The following is a 15,377-nucleotide window of genomic DNA, read 5'->3' on the forward strand; positions in this document are numbered from 1 at the left end:
CATGACGTTGGCCGGGGGCCGACGGGAAACTCGGGGCTCATCGCTGCTGCACTTCCTGCGCTAGTCTCCTGTGCGCGTGTAGGTTTCGTTGAAGTCCAGGCTCATTGCGCAATTCCCGGTCTGTTCATGGTGGCCGTGACCGCTGAGCCGAGTGATGGGGTTCTGCGGAGGTTGCGGCATCGGAAGCTGCGCAGAGGTTTTCACGTGGAGGTCGTGACAGCCGGTGAACTCCTCGGGATGCTGGATGTCGAGAATCCAGTTCCCGCCGCTGAATACCAGCGGCGTGTCAGAGGTGAGCGAGTGGAAATAGCTCATGCACCGATCGCCGGTGCGTAAACAATCGGTGACGACGGACTGGTTTTCCTGTTGTGGCGCAAGCCTGCTCGAGAAAGTTCGGGCGATGTGGTAGCGACCGTGCAGCGCTTCGGCCGGCGACACCACCCGCGGGGCTAGCGAGGACGGGTCGGGAAGGCCGTTGACGTCGACGTCTCCGACGCGCGTGAAGGTCACCGAGCGCTTTTGATTGCACGCATTGGCGGCCGCGCCGCGGTACTCCCCAGTCAGAGTGCCGTCGGCACCTGGTTGCAGAGTGATCACCTCCCAGATTTCAGCCGCCATGCCGCGACACTGATTTGGGTCGAGCGTCACGGCCACCCAACGCCCGTCGACCTGGTCGAACACCGAGGACGACGCAAGGCTGGCTCCGCCGGTCAGCATCGACGCCGTCGCGACACACCCAGTGGAGCGACATACCGAGCGGACCGCATAAGTCGCCGACATCGGACCCGAGCCCGGGCCCGGCTTGCCGTCCAGAGTGGTGCCCTCGCCGAGCTGTACCTGGTAAACGCCGGTGAAGGGGCCGTTGTTGACCGCGGTCGACGGGCTTGGCGGTGCGCCTGCAGGCGCACCGATAGCACCCGGGTTGTGCTTGTGGGTCAACTTGACCGCCGCGAAAACACCGCCCGCGATCAGCAACGCGACGGCGCCCAGTACACCGATCAACAGACGTCTCCGCTTGCCCGACGGCGCCTCCGAGTTTGGCACCGCGCTTCCTGAGGCGTTAAGAAACCGGTTCAACTGATCAGTGAATTCCTGACAACTGCCAAACCGGTCGGACGGCTCCTTGGCCATGGCTGTGGCGAATACCGGGTCCAGCGCGGCCAAGTCGGGCCGAGCCGCACCGATCGACGGCGGCGGAGCGCTGACATGCCGGGCGATCACTACAGCGGGATTGGACTCGCCGTACGGCGGCTTGCCGGTCAGCAGATGAAATGCCGTGCACGCCAGCGCATATTGATCGGTGCGCGCATCGACCCGTTCGCCCTTCAGCTGCTCGGGCGCGGCGTAGGCGACCGTGCCCAATGTCATGTTGGTCGCCGTCAGACCCGCCGCGTCATCCATGTGCCGCGCGATACCGAAGTCAGCCAAGTAAACCTGTCGCCCCAGCCCCTCGCAATCGGACAATAAGATGTTGGCCGGCTTGACATCACGATGCAGCAGCCCTCGATTGTGTGCGTAGTCCAGCGCCGAACCAACCGCGGCGACAATCGGCACCAGCTCGCCCGGCGGCATCCCGCCCGGATAGTGCTCATGCAGCAGCCGTGCCGCATCCGTGCCGTCAACGTAGTCCATGGAAATCCAGAACTGTCCGTCCTCTTCGCCGCGGTCGTGAATTCGGACGATGTGCGGATGAGTGAGTGCCGCCGCCACCTCGGCCTCACGCATGAACCGGGCCCGGAATTCCGGATCAACGGTCAGGTTCGGCGGTAGTACCTTCAGCGCGTCCTCACGCCGCAACCGCGGATGCGAAGCCAGATACACCGCGCCCATCCCACCCGTACCCAACACCCGCAGGATCGTGTAACCGGCGAACACCTGACCAACCTCGAGCGGCATTGCCAAATCGTAGAGCTTGTCGTTTCCGGTCGCGGCCGAATTGGGGTTAATCGCCAGTGCGCGTGAATGTTTCGTCGAAGTCCGCCGTCGCGGCGCAGGGCTCGCCTTGTTCGTGGTGGCCATGCCCGGCCAGCCGGGTGATCGGATTTTGCGGTGGTTGCGGCAACGGATACTGTCCGGTGTCTTTCAGGTGCGTGTTCACGCCAGACCTGCATTGGCCCAATCCGTCGACGTCCCAGATCCACCTCCCGCCACCGAATACCAGGGGTACGTCACTCGATGGCGCGTGAAAGTAGCTCATGCACCGATCGCCGGTGCGTAGACATCTCGTCGTGACCGCATAATTTTGCTGCGTTTGCGGGAGCCCGTTGGTGAACGTTCGGATGGATTGATAGCGGCCGTGCAACGCTTCGGCCGGCGACACCACCCGCGGCGGTTGAGCGACCGGATCGGTGACCTTGTTGACGTCCACGTCGCCGGTGCGGGTAAAGGTTACCGTTCGAGTATTAGAACAGACATTGCTGGACGTCGCGGTCAATGCGCCGGTGAAGGTACCGGCGGATCCTGGTTGCAAGGTGAATACCTGGAAGAACTCGATAGTCGCGCCCTGACATTGATCTGAGCCCAAGGCCACTCCCACCCAACTGCCGCCGATCTGGTCCAGCACCACCGTCGGCGCCCCCACGGGCGCGCCACCGATGCGTGCCGCCGTCGCCACGCAGCCGGTCGAACGACACACCGAGCGCACGCCATAGATGCTCGTTATCGCCGACGGCACAGCCGAATTCGGGGCCGCATCGATGCCATTGTTGAGCGGGCCGAAGTCGGCCCGAAACGTGCCTGTGAATGGCCCGCCGGTGGCGATCGGCTGCGGGTGCCGGCGCTGCGAAAGCTTCTCTACGGCGAATACGCCGCCGGCAATCAGCAACGCGATGCCCAGCAGAGCACCGATCAGCAGCCGCCGGTGACGCGTCCGCGGCTTTGCGACGGGTAGTGCGGGCCGAGTGGTCGCCGTTGTGGTGAGGACAGGCCGGGTCTCGGGGAATGCAATCTCACGGCGCCCGGATGTGTAACCCGGACTCAGCGACTGGCGCAGTTCATGCGTGAACTCTCCGCAGCTTCCGAACCGGGCGGACGGATTCTTAGCCATCGCCACGGCAAACACCCAGTCCAGCGGGGCCAACTCGGGGCGCCTTGCACCGATTGACGCCGGCGGAGCGATGACTTGCTGGGTGATCACCACCGCTGGGTTGGAGTGGACGTACGGCGGCGCGCCCGTCAACAAGTGAAATGCCGTGCAGGCCAAGGCATATTGATCGGCGCGGCCGTCGATCGCTTCGCCCTTCAGTTGCTCGGGCGCCGCGTAGGCAACCGTGCCCACCGTCGTGTTGGTCGCCGTCAGCCCGGCCGCATCGTCGATGCGCCGCGCGATACCGAAATCGGCGAGAAATACCCGGCGCTGCTGTCCGTCGGAATCCGCCAGCAATACATTGGCCGGCTTGACGTCGCGATGCAACAAGCCCCGTTGGTGGGCATAATCCAGCGCCAAGCCGACCGCCGTAACGATCGCCAGCGCCTCGTCGACGGGCATTCCGTGCGGGTAGTACTGCCGCAACAGCTCGCCCGCGTCGGTGCCGGCGACATAATCCATCGAAATCCAGAAGTGGTCATCGTCTTCTCCGCGGTCATGGATCGAGACGATGTGCGGATGGGACAAACCGGCCGCCAAGTCGGCCTCCCGCAGAAACCTCGCCCGAAACTCCGGATCGGTCGTCAGGTCCGCCGGCAGTACCTTCAGCGCATCCTTGCGCGGCAGCCGCGGGTGGGCTGCCAGGTACACCGTGCCCATTCCGCCGCTGCCCAGTACGCGCTCGATGGTGTAGCCGGCAAACACCTGACCAACCTCAATCGGCATGGCCAAATCTTAAGGTGGATGCCGCGGCATCCGGCCGATTCGGTAGTCCCGTGCTAATCGCCGGTGCGCGTCAGTGTTTCGTCGAATTCCGAAGTCAGTGCGCATGGCGGGGTCTGGATGTGCTTGCCGTGCCCGGTGAGCAGCGTGATGGGGTTCTGCGGCGGCTGGGGCAGCGGATATTGCCCGGTTCTGGTCATATGCATTGAGGCGCCGCTGCGCGGGCAATTGCCGTCTACCGATGTGTCCAGAGCCCATTTCCCGCCGCCGAACAGCAACGGTTCCACCTGACCGGATGCCGCGTAGAAGTAGCTCATGCACCGATCGCCCGTGCGCAGGCACTCGGTGGTGACCGAGAAGTCGATTTCTTGTTGCACGCCTTGGGCTTTGAACGTTCGGCGCTGGTGGTAGCGCCCGCGAAGTGCCTCGGCCGGCGACACGACCCGGGGCGGTAAGGCAGCCGGGTCAGGGAGCGTGTCGACGTCCACATCCGAAGTGCGGGTGAACGTCACCGAATGCTTTCCGCCGCATTCGTTCCCGGAGAACACGCTGTAGTCGCCGGTGAAGCCGCCGCCCGGACCCGGTTGCAGGGTGAACACGTCCCACACCTCGGCGGAGTTGTCGTCTCGGCATGTATGTGTGCCGAGGTTCACCCCGATCCAGCGGCCGCCGACCTCGTCGAACACCGGATGCAGCGCGTATGTGGTGTCGCCGTCGAGCCGCGACGCGGTCGCCACGCACCCGCTGGAGCGACACACCGAGCGGACCGCGAACGTTTCGGTTGTCGGAAGCGCACCCGGGGCCGGAGCACCGCTGACAAAAGCGCCCTGTCCGAACTGGACCCGGTAGATGCCGGTGAAGGGACCGGTGTTGGGACGCCCGGCTATGGCTGGCGCAGCGTTACGCGCACCGACCGCGGGATGCTGCTGCTCGGTGAGCTTGACCACGGCGAACACACCGCTGGCGACGAGCAACGTAATTGCGGCCAGCGCGCCAAGCAGCACACCGCGGCGCCGCCGCTTAGCGACCGGCCGCGGCGCAGTGGTCGCGGCTGCTTCGGGTCGCGTCGGTGTGAAAGGCATCTCGATAGCGTGCGGCGAAACAGTCAGGTATCGGCTCAGCTGGTCGGTGAATTCTCGGCAGCTGCCGAAGCGGGCCGAAGGCTCTTTTGCCATCGCGGTGGCGAACACCGGATCCAGTGCAGCCAGCTCGGGCCGATACGCACCGAGGGAAGGCACCGGCGCACTGACGTGGCGGCTGATCACCACCGCGGGGTTTGACTCGCCGTACGGCGGTACCCCGGTCAGCAGGTGAAAGGCGGTGCACGCCAACGCATATTGGTCGGCGCGACCGTCGATTGCCTCACCCCGCAGCTGTTCGGGCGCGGCGTAGCACACTGTGCCCACCGTCGTATTGGTCGCCGTCAAGCCTGCGGCGTCGTCCATGGGCCGCGCGATACCGAAATCGGCCAGATACACTTGCCGGCCTTGCCCGTCGGCATCGGTCAATAAGATGTTGGCCGGCTTGACATCTCGGTGTAGCAGGCCTTGACGATGAGCGTAGTCCAGCGCCGAGCCGACCGCGGCGATGATCGGCAACGCTTCATTCAGCGGCATCCCGTTCGGGAACCGCTCATGTAGTAGCCGCGCCGCATCGGTGCCGGCGACGTGATCCATGGATATCCAGAACTGTCCGTCCGCTTCGCCGCGGTCATGGATCCTCACGATGCGCGGATGCGACAGTCCGGCGGCCAATTCGGCCTCACGTATAAACCGCCACCGAAACTCTGGATCGGTCGTCAGCTCTGCGGGCAGAACCTTCAGCGCTTCCTCGCGCGGCAACCGCGGATGCGAAGCCAGATACACCGCACCCATCTCGCCCGCGCCCAGCACCCCGGAGATTGTGTAGCCGGCGAACACTTGACCGACCTCAAGCGTCATGGCCAAATGGTAAGTCGCTGCTCGCCCGGGAAGACGCAAACGTGCGTTCCTCACTAGTCCCACGGGCCACAAGATCTACTTGGGTATGTCTTTTGTCCGCCTCAGCGCGACAACCCGGGGTGTTTCGACTGTTGGCCAGCTATGAGCGACAACCGTTGCGCAGCAAGCCAATTTGTCGCTACGAGTCGGACAAAAGACACATCGTCCGTTCTGGGGACTGGAGTGACAGGTGGGGTTGACGACGCACAGCAGCCTGAAGGCCCCAGCTTTCGACGGCCTTGCTCGCCGATCAAAGCTGACTACAGGATGGCGCCCTGTTCCTTATACTGCTCGATCTTGTCCCATTCGACGCCGGCCTCGAGCAGCACCTCCTCGGTGTGCTGACCATGTTCGGGCGCTCCCGTCGGCTTCACCTGCTGCTCGTCGAACTGCACCGGGTTGGTGGGCAGGATGTAGGGCGCGCCGTTCATCGCGTTGACCTCAGGAATGTAGCCATTGGCCACAACCATTGGATCGTGCCGTAGTTCGCTCGGCTTCTGCAGCACGCTCCACGCGCCCGACAGCGGCGCCAATATCTCGCGCCATTCGTTGACAGTGTGCGCGGCGAACTCCGCGTCGAGGATGTCGATGAACTCGCCCCGATTCTCGTAGCGCGAATGAGGGTCGGCAAATCGCTTGTCCTCCAAGAGATCCGACCGCCCGATCACGGAAAGAAACTCGGGCAAGAATTTCTCGCCCTGCAGCATCATCAAAGTGATGTAGCGGCCTTCCTGGGTTTTGTAGGTACCCACCAGCGGGTTGGGCATGTCGCGGTGGGTGAAGTTCGGCATCGGGTCGCCGCCGTACAGCATGGCCGCGGTGACCTGCGGACTCATCGCCCAGGATGCGAGGCCGAGCAGAGACACGTCGACCACCGACGTCTCCCCCGTCGCCTTGCGTTTGTACAGGGCCGCCGCGACGCCGCCGGCAATCGTCAAGCCGCCCAGTAGATCGCCGAATGCCGGTGTCTGCATAACCGGTTCGGGGAAGTCGCGGGTGAACGCGTCGCTGATGCCGCCGCGGGAGAAGAACGAGACCCCGTCATAGCCGGCCTTGTCCGCGTCGGGGCCCTTGGGTCCGTAGCCGGATCCGCGGACGTAGATGATGTCGGGGTTGACGGCGCGGATGTCGTCGAGCTCGATGCCGAACCGCTTGCGCCTGCTCGGCAGATAACTGGTCAGGAACACGTCGCAGGTCTTGGCGAGCTCGTGCACCACCTCTTGTCCGCCCGGCGTCGTCATGTCGACACCGATCGACTTCTTGCCGCGATTGGGCATCTCGATCATGTAGTTGACGCCGTCCGGGCCGCCGGGGACCAGACCCATCGTGACCAGGCCACGCTGGGGATCGCCGCCCACGCGCGGCTCGATCTTGATAACCTCGGCACCCCATTCGGCGAGCACCGCCCCGGCCGCAGGCACAAATGTCCACACGGCCGCTTCCAAGACCCGGATACCTTCGAGTGGTTTCGCCATTGAACACCCTTCGTTTTTGTCGGACGCGCTTTGTCGAGTATTACCTGACCCCTTTCGACCGCTTGCGCGGCCTGCCGGATCGAGACTGCGCCCAGGGCTATCTGCCGACGGAAAGTCACACTCTGTGCGCAGTTTCGGCGCCGCCAACGCGGACTCGATGGCGGGGATGCAATCGCCGACTCGCTAGCCGATCAGCTTCGTGAGCCAGCCCGGCTGCTTGTAGTCGACGGACTTGGTGCCGTCCCACACGAACGGCGTTCCAGTGGAATTGAGCCCGGACATCGTTCTGTTGCCGTTTGCGGCCTTGGTTGTGGCGGTGCCGAGGTCGGCTCCGGAGTTGATGCAGCCGACCACCGAGTCGTCAGCGCCGACAGACTTGGCCAGTTGCGCCAGTTCGCCGTCGGTGTGGTCGGTACTGCCGCCTTCCGCCGGTTGAAAGTTGCTGGCGAACAGGCCGGAGTAGAAATCGGAATAGATCTTCGGATCGTTTTGTGCTGCAACGCAATACGTCGCGGCGACTGCACGTGTCGAGTAATTCTTGCTGGACGACGAGTTGTCGAGGAAGTTCAGCAGGTGGTAGCGCACCGTAAGCTTCTTAGTGTTCACCGCGGAGTTGATGTCACTGGCATTCGAGCGAATGAAGGTGCCACACGGCGGGCAGAGTGGTTCGTTGAAGACGTCAATCGTCATCGGCGCCACTGAACTGCCGGCCGACACACCGTCGTCGAGAACCTTGAGCGCGACCGCATCTGGGGGCGCTGACGGCGACGGCTCGGGCGTGGGAGACTCCCACGGCTTGGCGACCACGATGAGCACCCCGCCGACGAGGGCCATCACGACGGCGGCCGCGACGCCCACCCACACCCACGGCGTACGTGTGCGTGGGGGCGGCGGCGCATACGACGGCTGACCCCATGGCGGTGTCCCGGTCCAGTGCGCCGGCTGCGGCAACGGTCCACCCGGAGTAACGGTCTGCCCAGGGCCCGACGGCCAACCTGTCCCCGGTGTGGGACCGTAGGTCGGTGGACGAGTGGGCGCAGGCGGTACAGCCGCAAAGCCGCTGGGCGGAGCGGCCGCAAACCCGGCCGGCAGCTTCGCCACCTGGCTGCGCTGCAAAATGTCGGTGGCACGATCCTGATCTGGCGTGGCCAGCGCTGCGTAAGCGGCCGCGGACAGATCACCGCAGGTCGGAAATCGGTCGGCGGGATCCTTGGCCATACCCCGTGCGATCACACTGTCGAAAGCCAGTGGGATGCCCGGTCGCGCCGCGCTGGGCCGCGGGACCGCCTGGTGCAGGTGCGCACTCATCACGCTGATCTGGTCGCCCCGATAGGGCGGAGAACCCGTCAAGCACTCGTACAACACGCAGGTCAATGCGTAGATGTCGGCCCGATACGTGACTTGGGAGTCTTTGAATCGCTCCGGTGCCATGTACTTGAAGGTGCCCACCGTGCTGCCGAGCTGCGTCAGCTTTTCGTCCGACGTGGCGCTGGCGATCCCGAAATCGACAAGGTAGGCGAAGTCATCGCGGCTGACCAGAATGTTTTCCGGCTTCACATCGCGATGGGTCACCCCGGCGGCGTGCGCGGCGTCGAGCGCGGAACCGATCTGACGCACGATCGCCACCGCCCGCGGTGGCGTGAGCGGCCCATAGCGGCTCAACATCGTGCTCACATCGATGCCGTCGATCAGGCGCATGTCCACGTAGAGCTGGCCGTCGATCTCGCCGTAGTCGTGGATCGGCACCACGTGCGGCTCCTGCAGCCGGCCAGCGGTGCGGGCTTCACGCTGCATGCGTGCGCGGAAGACCGGATCGCGGGACAGCGTTTCCGACATCAGCTTCAGCGCCACGATGCGCTCGCGCACGGTGTCCTCGGCCTCATAGACATCGCCCATGCCCCCGCGACCAACCAGGCGCCGCAGCCGATACGGCCCGAACTGTGTACCCTCCCGCGAACCGGGGGTTTCACCCATCGCCGACTCCTTACTCGCCAACGCCTGCCGCAAACCGATTAGGAGCACATGTGTGCCCCGACCGCAGTTGCGACGGACCCGAGTACGCGCCGGCGTGCACGACAAGGCTAATGGTTTGAGCAATGCCGGCGCACAGTTCGAACAGTGAGGCTGCTATCCAGCACCCTTTAGGCCAAGATGGAGCTCGACCCCGGCCAAGGAGATCCAATCGTGCTGTGGCGCCAGGTGCCCAATCGCCGACAAACCACACTTGTGGTTTGCGGTTTTGCACTGGCTGTGTGCGTCCTGCTCGCCGGTTGCACAAGCGTCGTCGCGGGCACCCCTAAGGCCGGCAAGCGCGGCGCATCGAACGGTCCGATCTTCCCTTCCCAGCTGGTCGACTTGTTGACGCCGTCGGAGTCGCTGTCGGTGGTAGCCGGCAGTCCGCTGTTCGAACAGGACATGCAGTCCGCGTTGTTCAGCGGCGCAGATCCGGCGGAATGCCAGGGCGTCGCGGGTTATGGCGGCTACGCGCTGTTCCCCAAGAACTACACCGGCCGGGAGGCACGTACCCAGTCCGACGCCCTGCAGAATCAGCACCAGCTGCTCGAGGTGTCGGCCACCTATCCAAGCGGCTTCAACGCAGCAGGCTTTCTCGACTCCGTCCGCAAAACGGTGTCCGGGTGCCAGCAACCCATCACCTCGTGGGGCAACGATCAGCGCAAGGTGACCGTGCAACCGGCCGCATTACAGCCCAGCTCTGCCGAAGTCGCGCAATGGTCGACGAAACTGCAAGGTGACCAATGGATTTGCGACTTCGCGGTGATCGCCATGGCCAACGTGGTTTCGCAGATCGTCACCTGCTCCCCCGACCACTCCATCGACATCAAGCCGCTGGTGGCCAAACGGATCAAGAAGATCGAAGAACTGATCAACTCGACCGCATAAGGCTTGCACGCGACACCGATTTGCCCACGCGAAAGTGCAACTGGCAACGTATTTCTCGAGTAGCGCCGTCGCCAGCTGCACCTTCGCAGCAGTCAAAGCGGTTGCTTGGTCGCGACGAGCTTGTCGACCACTTCGCCCAGGCAGTTAAAACCGGGCGCCGCGGCCATGTCGGCAGCGATGCGCTGGCTTGCTTCGCGGTAGCGCGGCTGGTTCAGCACGTCGAGGATGGCCTTGCGCAAGGCGCGGGGCGAGGGCTGGTCGGTGCGGAGCCGGCGCCCGACGCCGGACCACTTTACGCGCGCGCCGACTTCGGGCTTGTCCTCTTTGCCGCCGGTGGCGACGACCGGTACCCCGTAGCGCAACGCATACTGCACGCCGCCGTATCCGCCGTTGGTGACGACGACGGCCGTGCGTGGCAGTAGCTCGTCATACGGGAGAAACGTTGCGGCGCGGGCATTCTCCGGCAGTTCGGGCAGTGTGTCGAGGGGTCGTCCGCCGGTGCTCACCACCACTATGACGTTTTCGTCGGCCAGCGCCTCAAGCGTCGGCGCGATGGCTTGCCGATAGTCGACGTTGGCGACTGTCCCCTGGGTGACATGGACGACGGGCCGGGTGCCGTCGAGGTCGGACCACCACTCCGGTAGCGGCGCCTGCGAACCCACGGCACAGAGCGGACCGGCGAAATGTAGGTTCGGCGGCGCATCCGAACGCGGATACTCGAACGCGGGGACGGTGAATTGAACGATTGCGTCGGCCTGAGTGCCCCAGTCGATAAATGCGCACGGAAGATGTGTCTGGTGCACCTGGTAGTACTGGCTGTCGACGATGTTGTTGGCCTGACGGAATATTCGGCGGGTTAGCGCGGAAAGTACGGCGTTTCGTTGCCTGTTGCCCCAACGGGCGGGCAGGAGCCCCAGGCCGAACGGCGCGGTGTCCGCGCTGCTGATCGTAAGCGGTATAACGCCACACATCACGACCAGCGGGCGCACTGCGCGCGGATGTCCGAGCAGGATCGTCGCCCCGATGAAAATCCCTTCGGCCAAGACGATGTCGGCAGGATGCGCGCCATGGAGTGCCATGAGGGTCTCGTATTGGGTTCGTGCCGGACGAGCGAAGAAGTGCTCGACGTCGAACGCGGCTGCTTTCATTCCCTTCAATTTCGCGCGCTCGGGAAACTGTTCGAGACAACTCTCGTCGTAGTCGATGTCGGGCGGCAGCGGGATGTGCGTGGCCCCTGTCGCGGCAACCTTGTCGGCGAAACGGGCGCCGGTGATGAACCGCACCTGATCACCGCGCTCTACAAATCCGCGAGCAATGCCAAGCATCGGCGCCACGTGGCCCTGGGCGGGGATGCTGGCGATGAGGATGGATTTCACGGTGCGTCCCCTTGGCTCACGCTTCACTGCGTGGTAGTAGTATTCATTACTATGGCACCGCAGTCAATATCCGAAAAGGCCACCCGCCGGTCGCGGGCGTATCGGTCAGAGCTGCGTCAACAGCAAGCGGAGCAGACTCGTTCGCGGGTGATCGCCGCAGCGGCCGAACTCTTCGCCGAGAACGGCTACGCCCGTACCACCCTGGCGAGGATCGCCGAGGCGGCCGGCGTTTCTCCCGAAACGGTGCAAGGGCAGGGGCCCAAAGCGGCACTGCTCATCTCGGCCGCCGAATACGCCGCACTCGGTGTCGCCGGCGAAGAGAACCTTCTCAATCTGGAGGTCGGTCGCCGCTTGATCGCCATTCAGGATTGCGACAAAGCGCTCGACTATCTGGTCGCTTTTGTGGCCGAGGTGCACGAACGGACCGCGAAACTTGGGCTTGCCTTGATCGGCGGTGCCAGCGTCGATGCAGAACTAGATCGCTATCTCAATGACTTCATTGCAGGCATCAACCAACAGGTTCGGCGAGTGCTCAGGGTCTGGCGCGGCCGGGGATGGCTACGGGAAAACGTCTCCTTCGACGAACTCGTCGAAACCAGCGCGGTGATTTGCAGCGTCGACACCTTCCTGCGTATTACCCACCGAGACGGGTGGACCGTGAGTCGCTACAAAGCTTGGGTTCGGCGCATGTTGGCTGAAACGGTCTTGCGGTCCTAGCTGGTCGGAACCAACTGGAAGACCGGGGTGACTCGGTCGGTACTCGCCGGAGCCCGGAGCGCTCGACGACAGTCATCGTCAACTACGCGTCGTCGAGGATTGCGCGAGCTACGACATCGATGAGTGCGGCTCGCGCCCGCCTGTCGCTCCACCGTCGGTCGACGGTGAGCGAGCGGTACGGCCCGGTGCTGTGGCCAAGTGCCCACCACAGATCCACGGCGTCGTCGATCGAGACTCGCAGCCGTCCGGCTTCTGCGAGCAGTTGGACCAGCCCCCGAAGGTCGCTGCGCCGGCGGCGTTCGAGTTCCTCCTGAAGTTCGGCGATCTCGGGATCGGATGCGGCCACTGAGCGCACGATTTCGTCGATCGGAGCAACGCGGCGGAGAACGCCACGGGTCGCGTCGGTGATCAGCTCGAGTCGGCGCCGCTGGCTGGGCTCGGCCCTCACCCGATCAAGCCATGCTCCAGTTCGCCAGGCGTCGGTGCTGGGTGCGCCTGCAGATGCTTGCTCGACCACCGCCCGTAATACGTCTCGCTTGGTGCCGAAAACGGCATACACCGTCTCCGGCGACACATCGGCGCGCGCGGCGATCTGCGCCACCGTGGTCGCCGCATAGCCATTGTCGATGAATGCTGCCGTCGCGGCGTCGACAATCGCCGCGCGCGTTGCCTCACGCTGCCGGGTGCGCGCCGACGAGCGGTATCGGCGACGAGGATTGACTTCTTCGGTCATTTCGGTACAGTGCTACTGTATTAATTCAATTGCTTCTGGAATCACACAAGTGCATCATCATCGCATTTCACCACGTAGCGATCGCGACGAGCAACCTCGACGCGGTACATAGGTTTCGCGCAGAAGCAACGGGTTCCGGCGGGGGTGCGCCGTGAAAGGAGCCAAAATGCCAACGGACGCGTTTGATATGGCAATCGCTCATCGGGCGTTTCGAAATGGGCTACATGATGCCCCGCTGCTGGTCCGGAGCGTAGTGGCCGGCGATACAGCGCGATCCGCCGTCGTCGGCGCTCACCTCGAATTCATCGTGGCCGCGCTACACCACCACCATGCCGCTGAAGACGATCTGATCTGGCCGAAACTGCATGCGAGAGCCCCCGCCTCTGCCGAGGACATCACCCGAATGGAACAAGCCCATCACGGCATAGCCGAGGCTGACGCCAGAGTGATGTCAGTCTTAGCTTCGTGGGTCACGTCGGCCGACCCCTGGCTCGCTCAGCAACTTGTCGAAGCGCTGGAGGACCTATCTACTCGAGTCAATCAGCATCTTGCCGACGAAGAGCAGAACATCGTTCCCCTCATCAACCAACACATCACTCCCGAGGAATGGCAGAAATGCGTCGCCCGCGGGGCTGAATTCATATCGCGGAAAAATCTCCGGCTCGGACTTGTGTTGAGCGGCCTGGTCCTCGACGCTTCGTCGCCTGACGAGGCACGGCGGCTCCTTTCCATCGTGCCTCTGCCCCAACGCATTTTGATCCAGTTATTCGCGAGACGCACCTTCGCCAGGTACCAAGCCAACCTCCACCCCATTGCTGTCTAGCCCTGCGGCAGCAAGTGACCCACCGAGACGGATGGACCGTGAATCGCTACAAAGCTTGGGTTCGGCGCATGTTGGCTGAAACGGTCTTGCGGTCTTAGCCGATCAGGCGGGAACCAACTCGAAGACCGGAATGACTCGGTCGGTTCGCTGCTCGTACTCGCCGAATCCTGGAGCGCGCTCGACGACGGTCGGATAGATGGAATCGCGTTCGTCACGCGGCAATTCGCGAGCGGTCGCCGGCTTCGGGGCTTCCGAACCGATCTCGATGCTTACCTCGGGGTTGGCGCGAATGTTGTGGACCCAGGCTGGGTTGTTATCCCGTCCCGCCGCCGAGCCGACGATGTAGATCTTGCCGTCGATATCGAAGTGGGCCACGGGATTGACTCGCGGGGCGCCACTTTTCGCGCCCGTCGACGTCAACAGCAGCAGCGGGAAACCCTCGAACTGTCCGCCCACTTTGCCGCCATTGCGGCGAAACTCCTCGATGTTGCGCTCGTTGAAATCGCGCTCCCCGCTCATTGCGTCGTCACCCATTTCCCCAGGTTAGTGCTTGCCTCACTCCTCGAACGTGGGTGGTATGGACGAAAACGATGGGCAACGCGTACCTATGCCCCACGTTCGACGCGACCATAATGCCGAACGTGAGTCTCCTAAGTCTTGATGCCGACGGTTATCAGGTCGGAGATGAGCCGGGTCCACAGCGGCCGCGGGATACGGTGCTGGTCGCTGACGGTAAATCCCGCGTTTTCGAACAGTGTCCGCATCTCGGCGGGTGAGGCATTGTGCTGCGGTTTCCACCGATGGTCCGACGGGGCCTGGAGCACCTGTTGTCGTGCGCTCAGAGCCGCGACGGCCACCAGTCCTCCGGACGCCAGCACACGGTGGAACTCTTGCAACGCGGCTGGCTGGTCGAAGAAGTGAAACGCAGAGGTGGTCACGACGGCGTCGAGCGCGCCGTCATCGAAGGGCAGCTGCTCGGCCGGGGCGCGCAACCACTTCACCCGGTCGGATCTGCCGCGGGCCTGCTCGAGCATGCCGTCGGACATGTCGATGCCGTAGATCTCGTCGGGCTGTAGTTCACGCTCGATCCGATCGCTGAGAATACCTGTGCCACAGGCGATATCAGCTATTCTTCGCGATCCGTGGCCGCGCAACCGGGCGATCACCTCGTCGTGCGGCGGACGGTAAACCCACTGCTGCAGAAACGGCAGATCGTAAGCCGGGGCCAGGAATGTCCACATCCGCGTGACCGCGTCGTTTAGCCCCCGGCGTCGCGGTTCAGTCATTTGCGCAACACTACCGCGACGGTTTTGACAGCCGTTGCTAGTGGCGTCCCGGTCCCCCGGGTCCGCCCGGTCCCCCGGGACCACCTGGTCCGCCCGGGCCGCCGGGTCCGCCGGGGCCACCTGGCCCGCCGGGGCCGTTTGCGGCGGGAAGCACGAATACACACTCATTGAGCTCGACGCTCCAGGCCCAGCCGGGAGCGCAATCGTCGTCGGCCCGGCTCACTGCCGGAGCGGGAAGTGGGGCCATCGGCAAGGCTGCCATGACAAGCGCGACCGTAC

General features: G+C 64.0%; 12 protein-coding genes. 3 read left to right on the forward strand and 9 right to left on the reverse strand.

The genetic code is table 11. The features are described 5' to 3' along the window. Window positions 1–60: 60 nt before the first annotated feature. The 5 genes from A5791_RS27555 to A5791_RS18490 form a co-directional block, all read right to left on the reverse strand. Window positions 61–1,896, reverse strand: coding sequence for a protein kinase (locus tag A5791_RS27555; RefSeq protein ID WP_067239928.1), 1,836 nt, complete (start codon window positions 1,894–1,896; stop codon window positions 61–63). A gap of 46 nt (window positions 1,897–1,942) precedes the next feature. After that, window positions 1,943–3,811, reverse strand: coding sequence for a serine/threonine-protein kinase (locus A5791_RS27560; protein WP_067239929.1), 1,869 nt, complete (start codon window positions 3,809–3,811; stop codon window positions 1,943–1,945). Between the two features lie 53 nt (window positions 3,812–3,864). Further along, window positions 3,865–5,748, reverse strand: a complete 1,884-nt coding sequence (locus A5791_RS18480) for a serine/threonine-protein kinase (protein WP_067239932.1) — start codon at window positions 5,746–5,748, stop codon at window positions 3,865–3,867. A 299-nt stretch (window positions 5,749–6,047) separates the two neighbouring features. After that, window positions 6,048–7,262, reverse strand: a complete 1,215-nt coding sequence (locus A5791_RS18485) for a CaiB/BaiF CoA-transferase family protein (RefSeq protein ID WP_067239935.1) — start codon at window positions 7,260–7,262, stop codon at window positions 6,048–6,050. A gap of 183 nt (window positions 7,263–7,445) precedes the next feature. Further along, window positions 7,446–9,236 (reverse strand): serine/threonine protein kinase PknE, encoded by a 1,791-nt coding sequence (locus tag A5791_RS18490; protein ID WP_067239938.1) that lies wholly within the window; start codon window positions 9,234–9,236, stop codon window positions 7,446–7,448. Between the two features lie 210 nt (window positions 9,237–9,446). Here A5791_RS18490 and A5791_RS18495 point away from each other — a divergent pair, with 210 nt between their 5' ends. Next, on the forward strand, window positions 9,447–10,163 hold the full coding sequence (locus A5791_RS18495) for a sensor domain-containing protein (RefSeq protein ID WP_231995953.1): 717 nt from the start codon (window positions 9,447–9,449) through the stop codon (window positions 10,161–10,163). A 92-nt stretch (window positions 10,164–10,255) separates the two neighbouring features. Here A5791_RS18495 and A5791_RS18500 read toward each other — a convergent pair whose 3' ends face one another. Continuing rightward, complete coding sequence (locus tag A5791_RS18500; RefSeq protein ID WP_067239941.1) at window positions 10,256–11,539, reverse strand: glycosyltransferase; 1,284 nt, start codon at window positions 11,537–11,539, stop codon at window positions 10,256–10,258. A 51-nt stretch (window positions 11,540–11,590) separates the two neighbouring features. Here A5791_RS18500 and A5791_RS18505 point away from each other — a divergent pair, with 51 nt between their 5' ends. Then, window positions 11,591–12,256, forward strand: coding sequence for a TetR/AcrR family transcriptional regulator (locus A5791_RS18505; protein ID WP_067239944.1), 666 nt, complete (start codon window positions 11,591–11,593; stop codon window positions 12,254–12,256). Between the two features lie 82 nt (window positions 12,257–12,338). Here the strand turns inward: A5791_RS18505 and A5791_RS18510 are convergent, their stop codons facing one another. Continuing rightward, a complete protein-coding gene (locus A5791_RS18510) occupies window positions 12,339–12,989 on the reverse strand; it encodes a TetR/AcrR family transcriptional regulator (RefSeq protein WP_067239947.1) in 651 nt (216 codons plus the stop codon). Window positions 12,990–13,155: 166 nt separating this feature from the next. Here A5791_RS18510 and A5791_RS18515 point away from each other — a divergent pair, with 166 nt between their 5' ends. After that, window positions 13,156–13,812, forward strand: a complete 657-nt coding sequence (locus A5791_RS18515) for a hemerythrin domain-containing protein (RefSeq protein ID WP_067239950.1) — start codon at window positions 13,156–13,158, stop codon at window positions 13,810–13,812. 102 nt (window positions 13,813–13,914) lie between these two features. Here the strand turns inward: A5791_RS18515 and A5791_RS18520 are convergent, their stop codons facing one another. Beyond that, on the reverse strand, window positions 13,915–14,346 hold the full coding sequence (locus A5791_RS18520) for a nitroreductase family deazaflavin-dependent oxidoreductase (RefSeq protein WP_067239952.1): 432 nt from the start codon (window positions 14,344–14,346) through the stop codon (window positions 13,915–13,917). Window positions 14,347–14,462: 116 nt separating this feature from the next. Next, entirely contained in the window at window positions 14,463–15,098 is a 636-nt protein-coding gene (locus A5791_RS18525) for a class I SAM-dependent methyltransferase (protein ID WP_067239953.1), read from the reverse strand. Window positions 15,099–15,377: the final 279 nt, after the last annotated feature.

It is taken from the genome of Mycobacterium sp. 852002-51163_SCH5372311 (assembly GCF_001667115.1).
Classification (GTDB): Bacteria; Actinomycetota; Actinomycetes; order Mycobacteriales; family Mycobacteriaceae; genus Mycobacterium.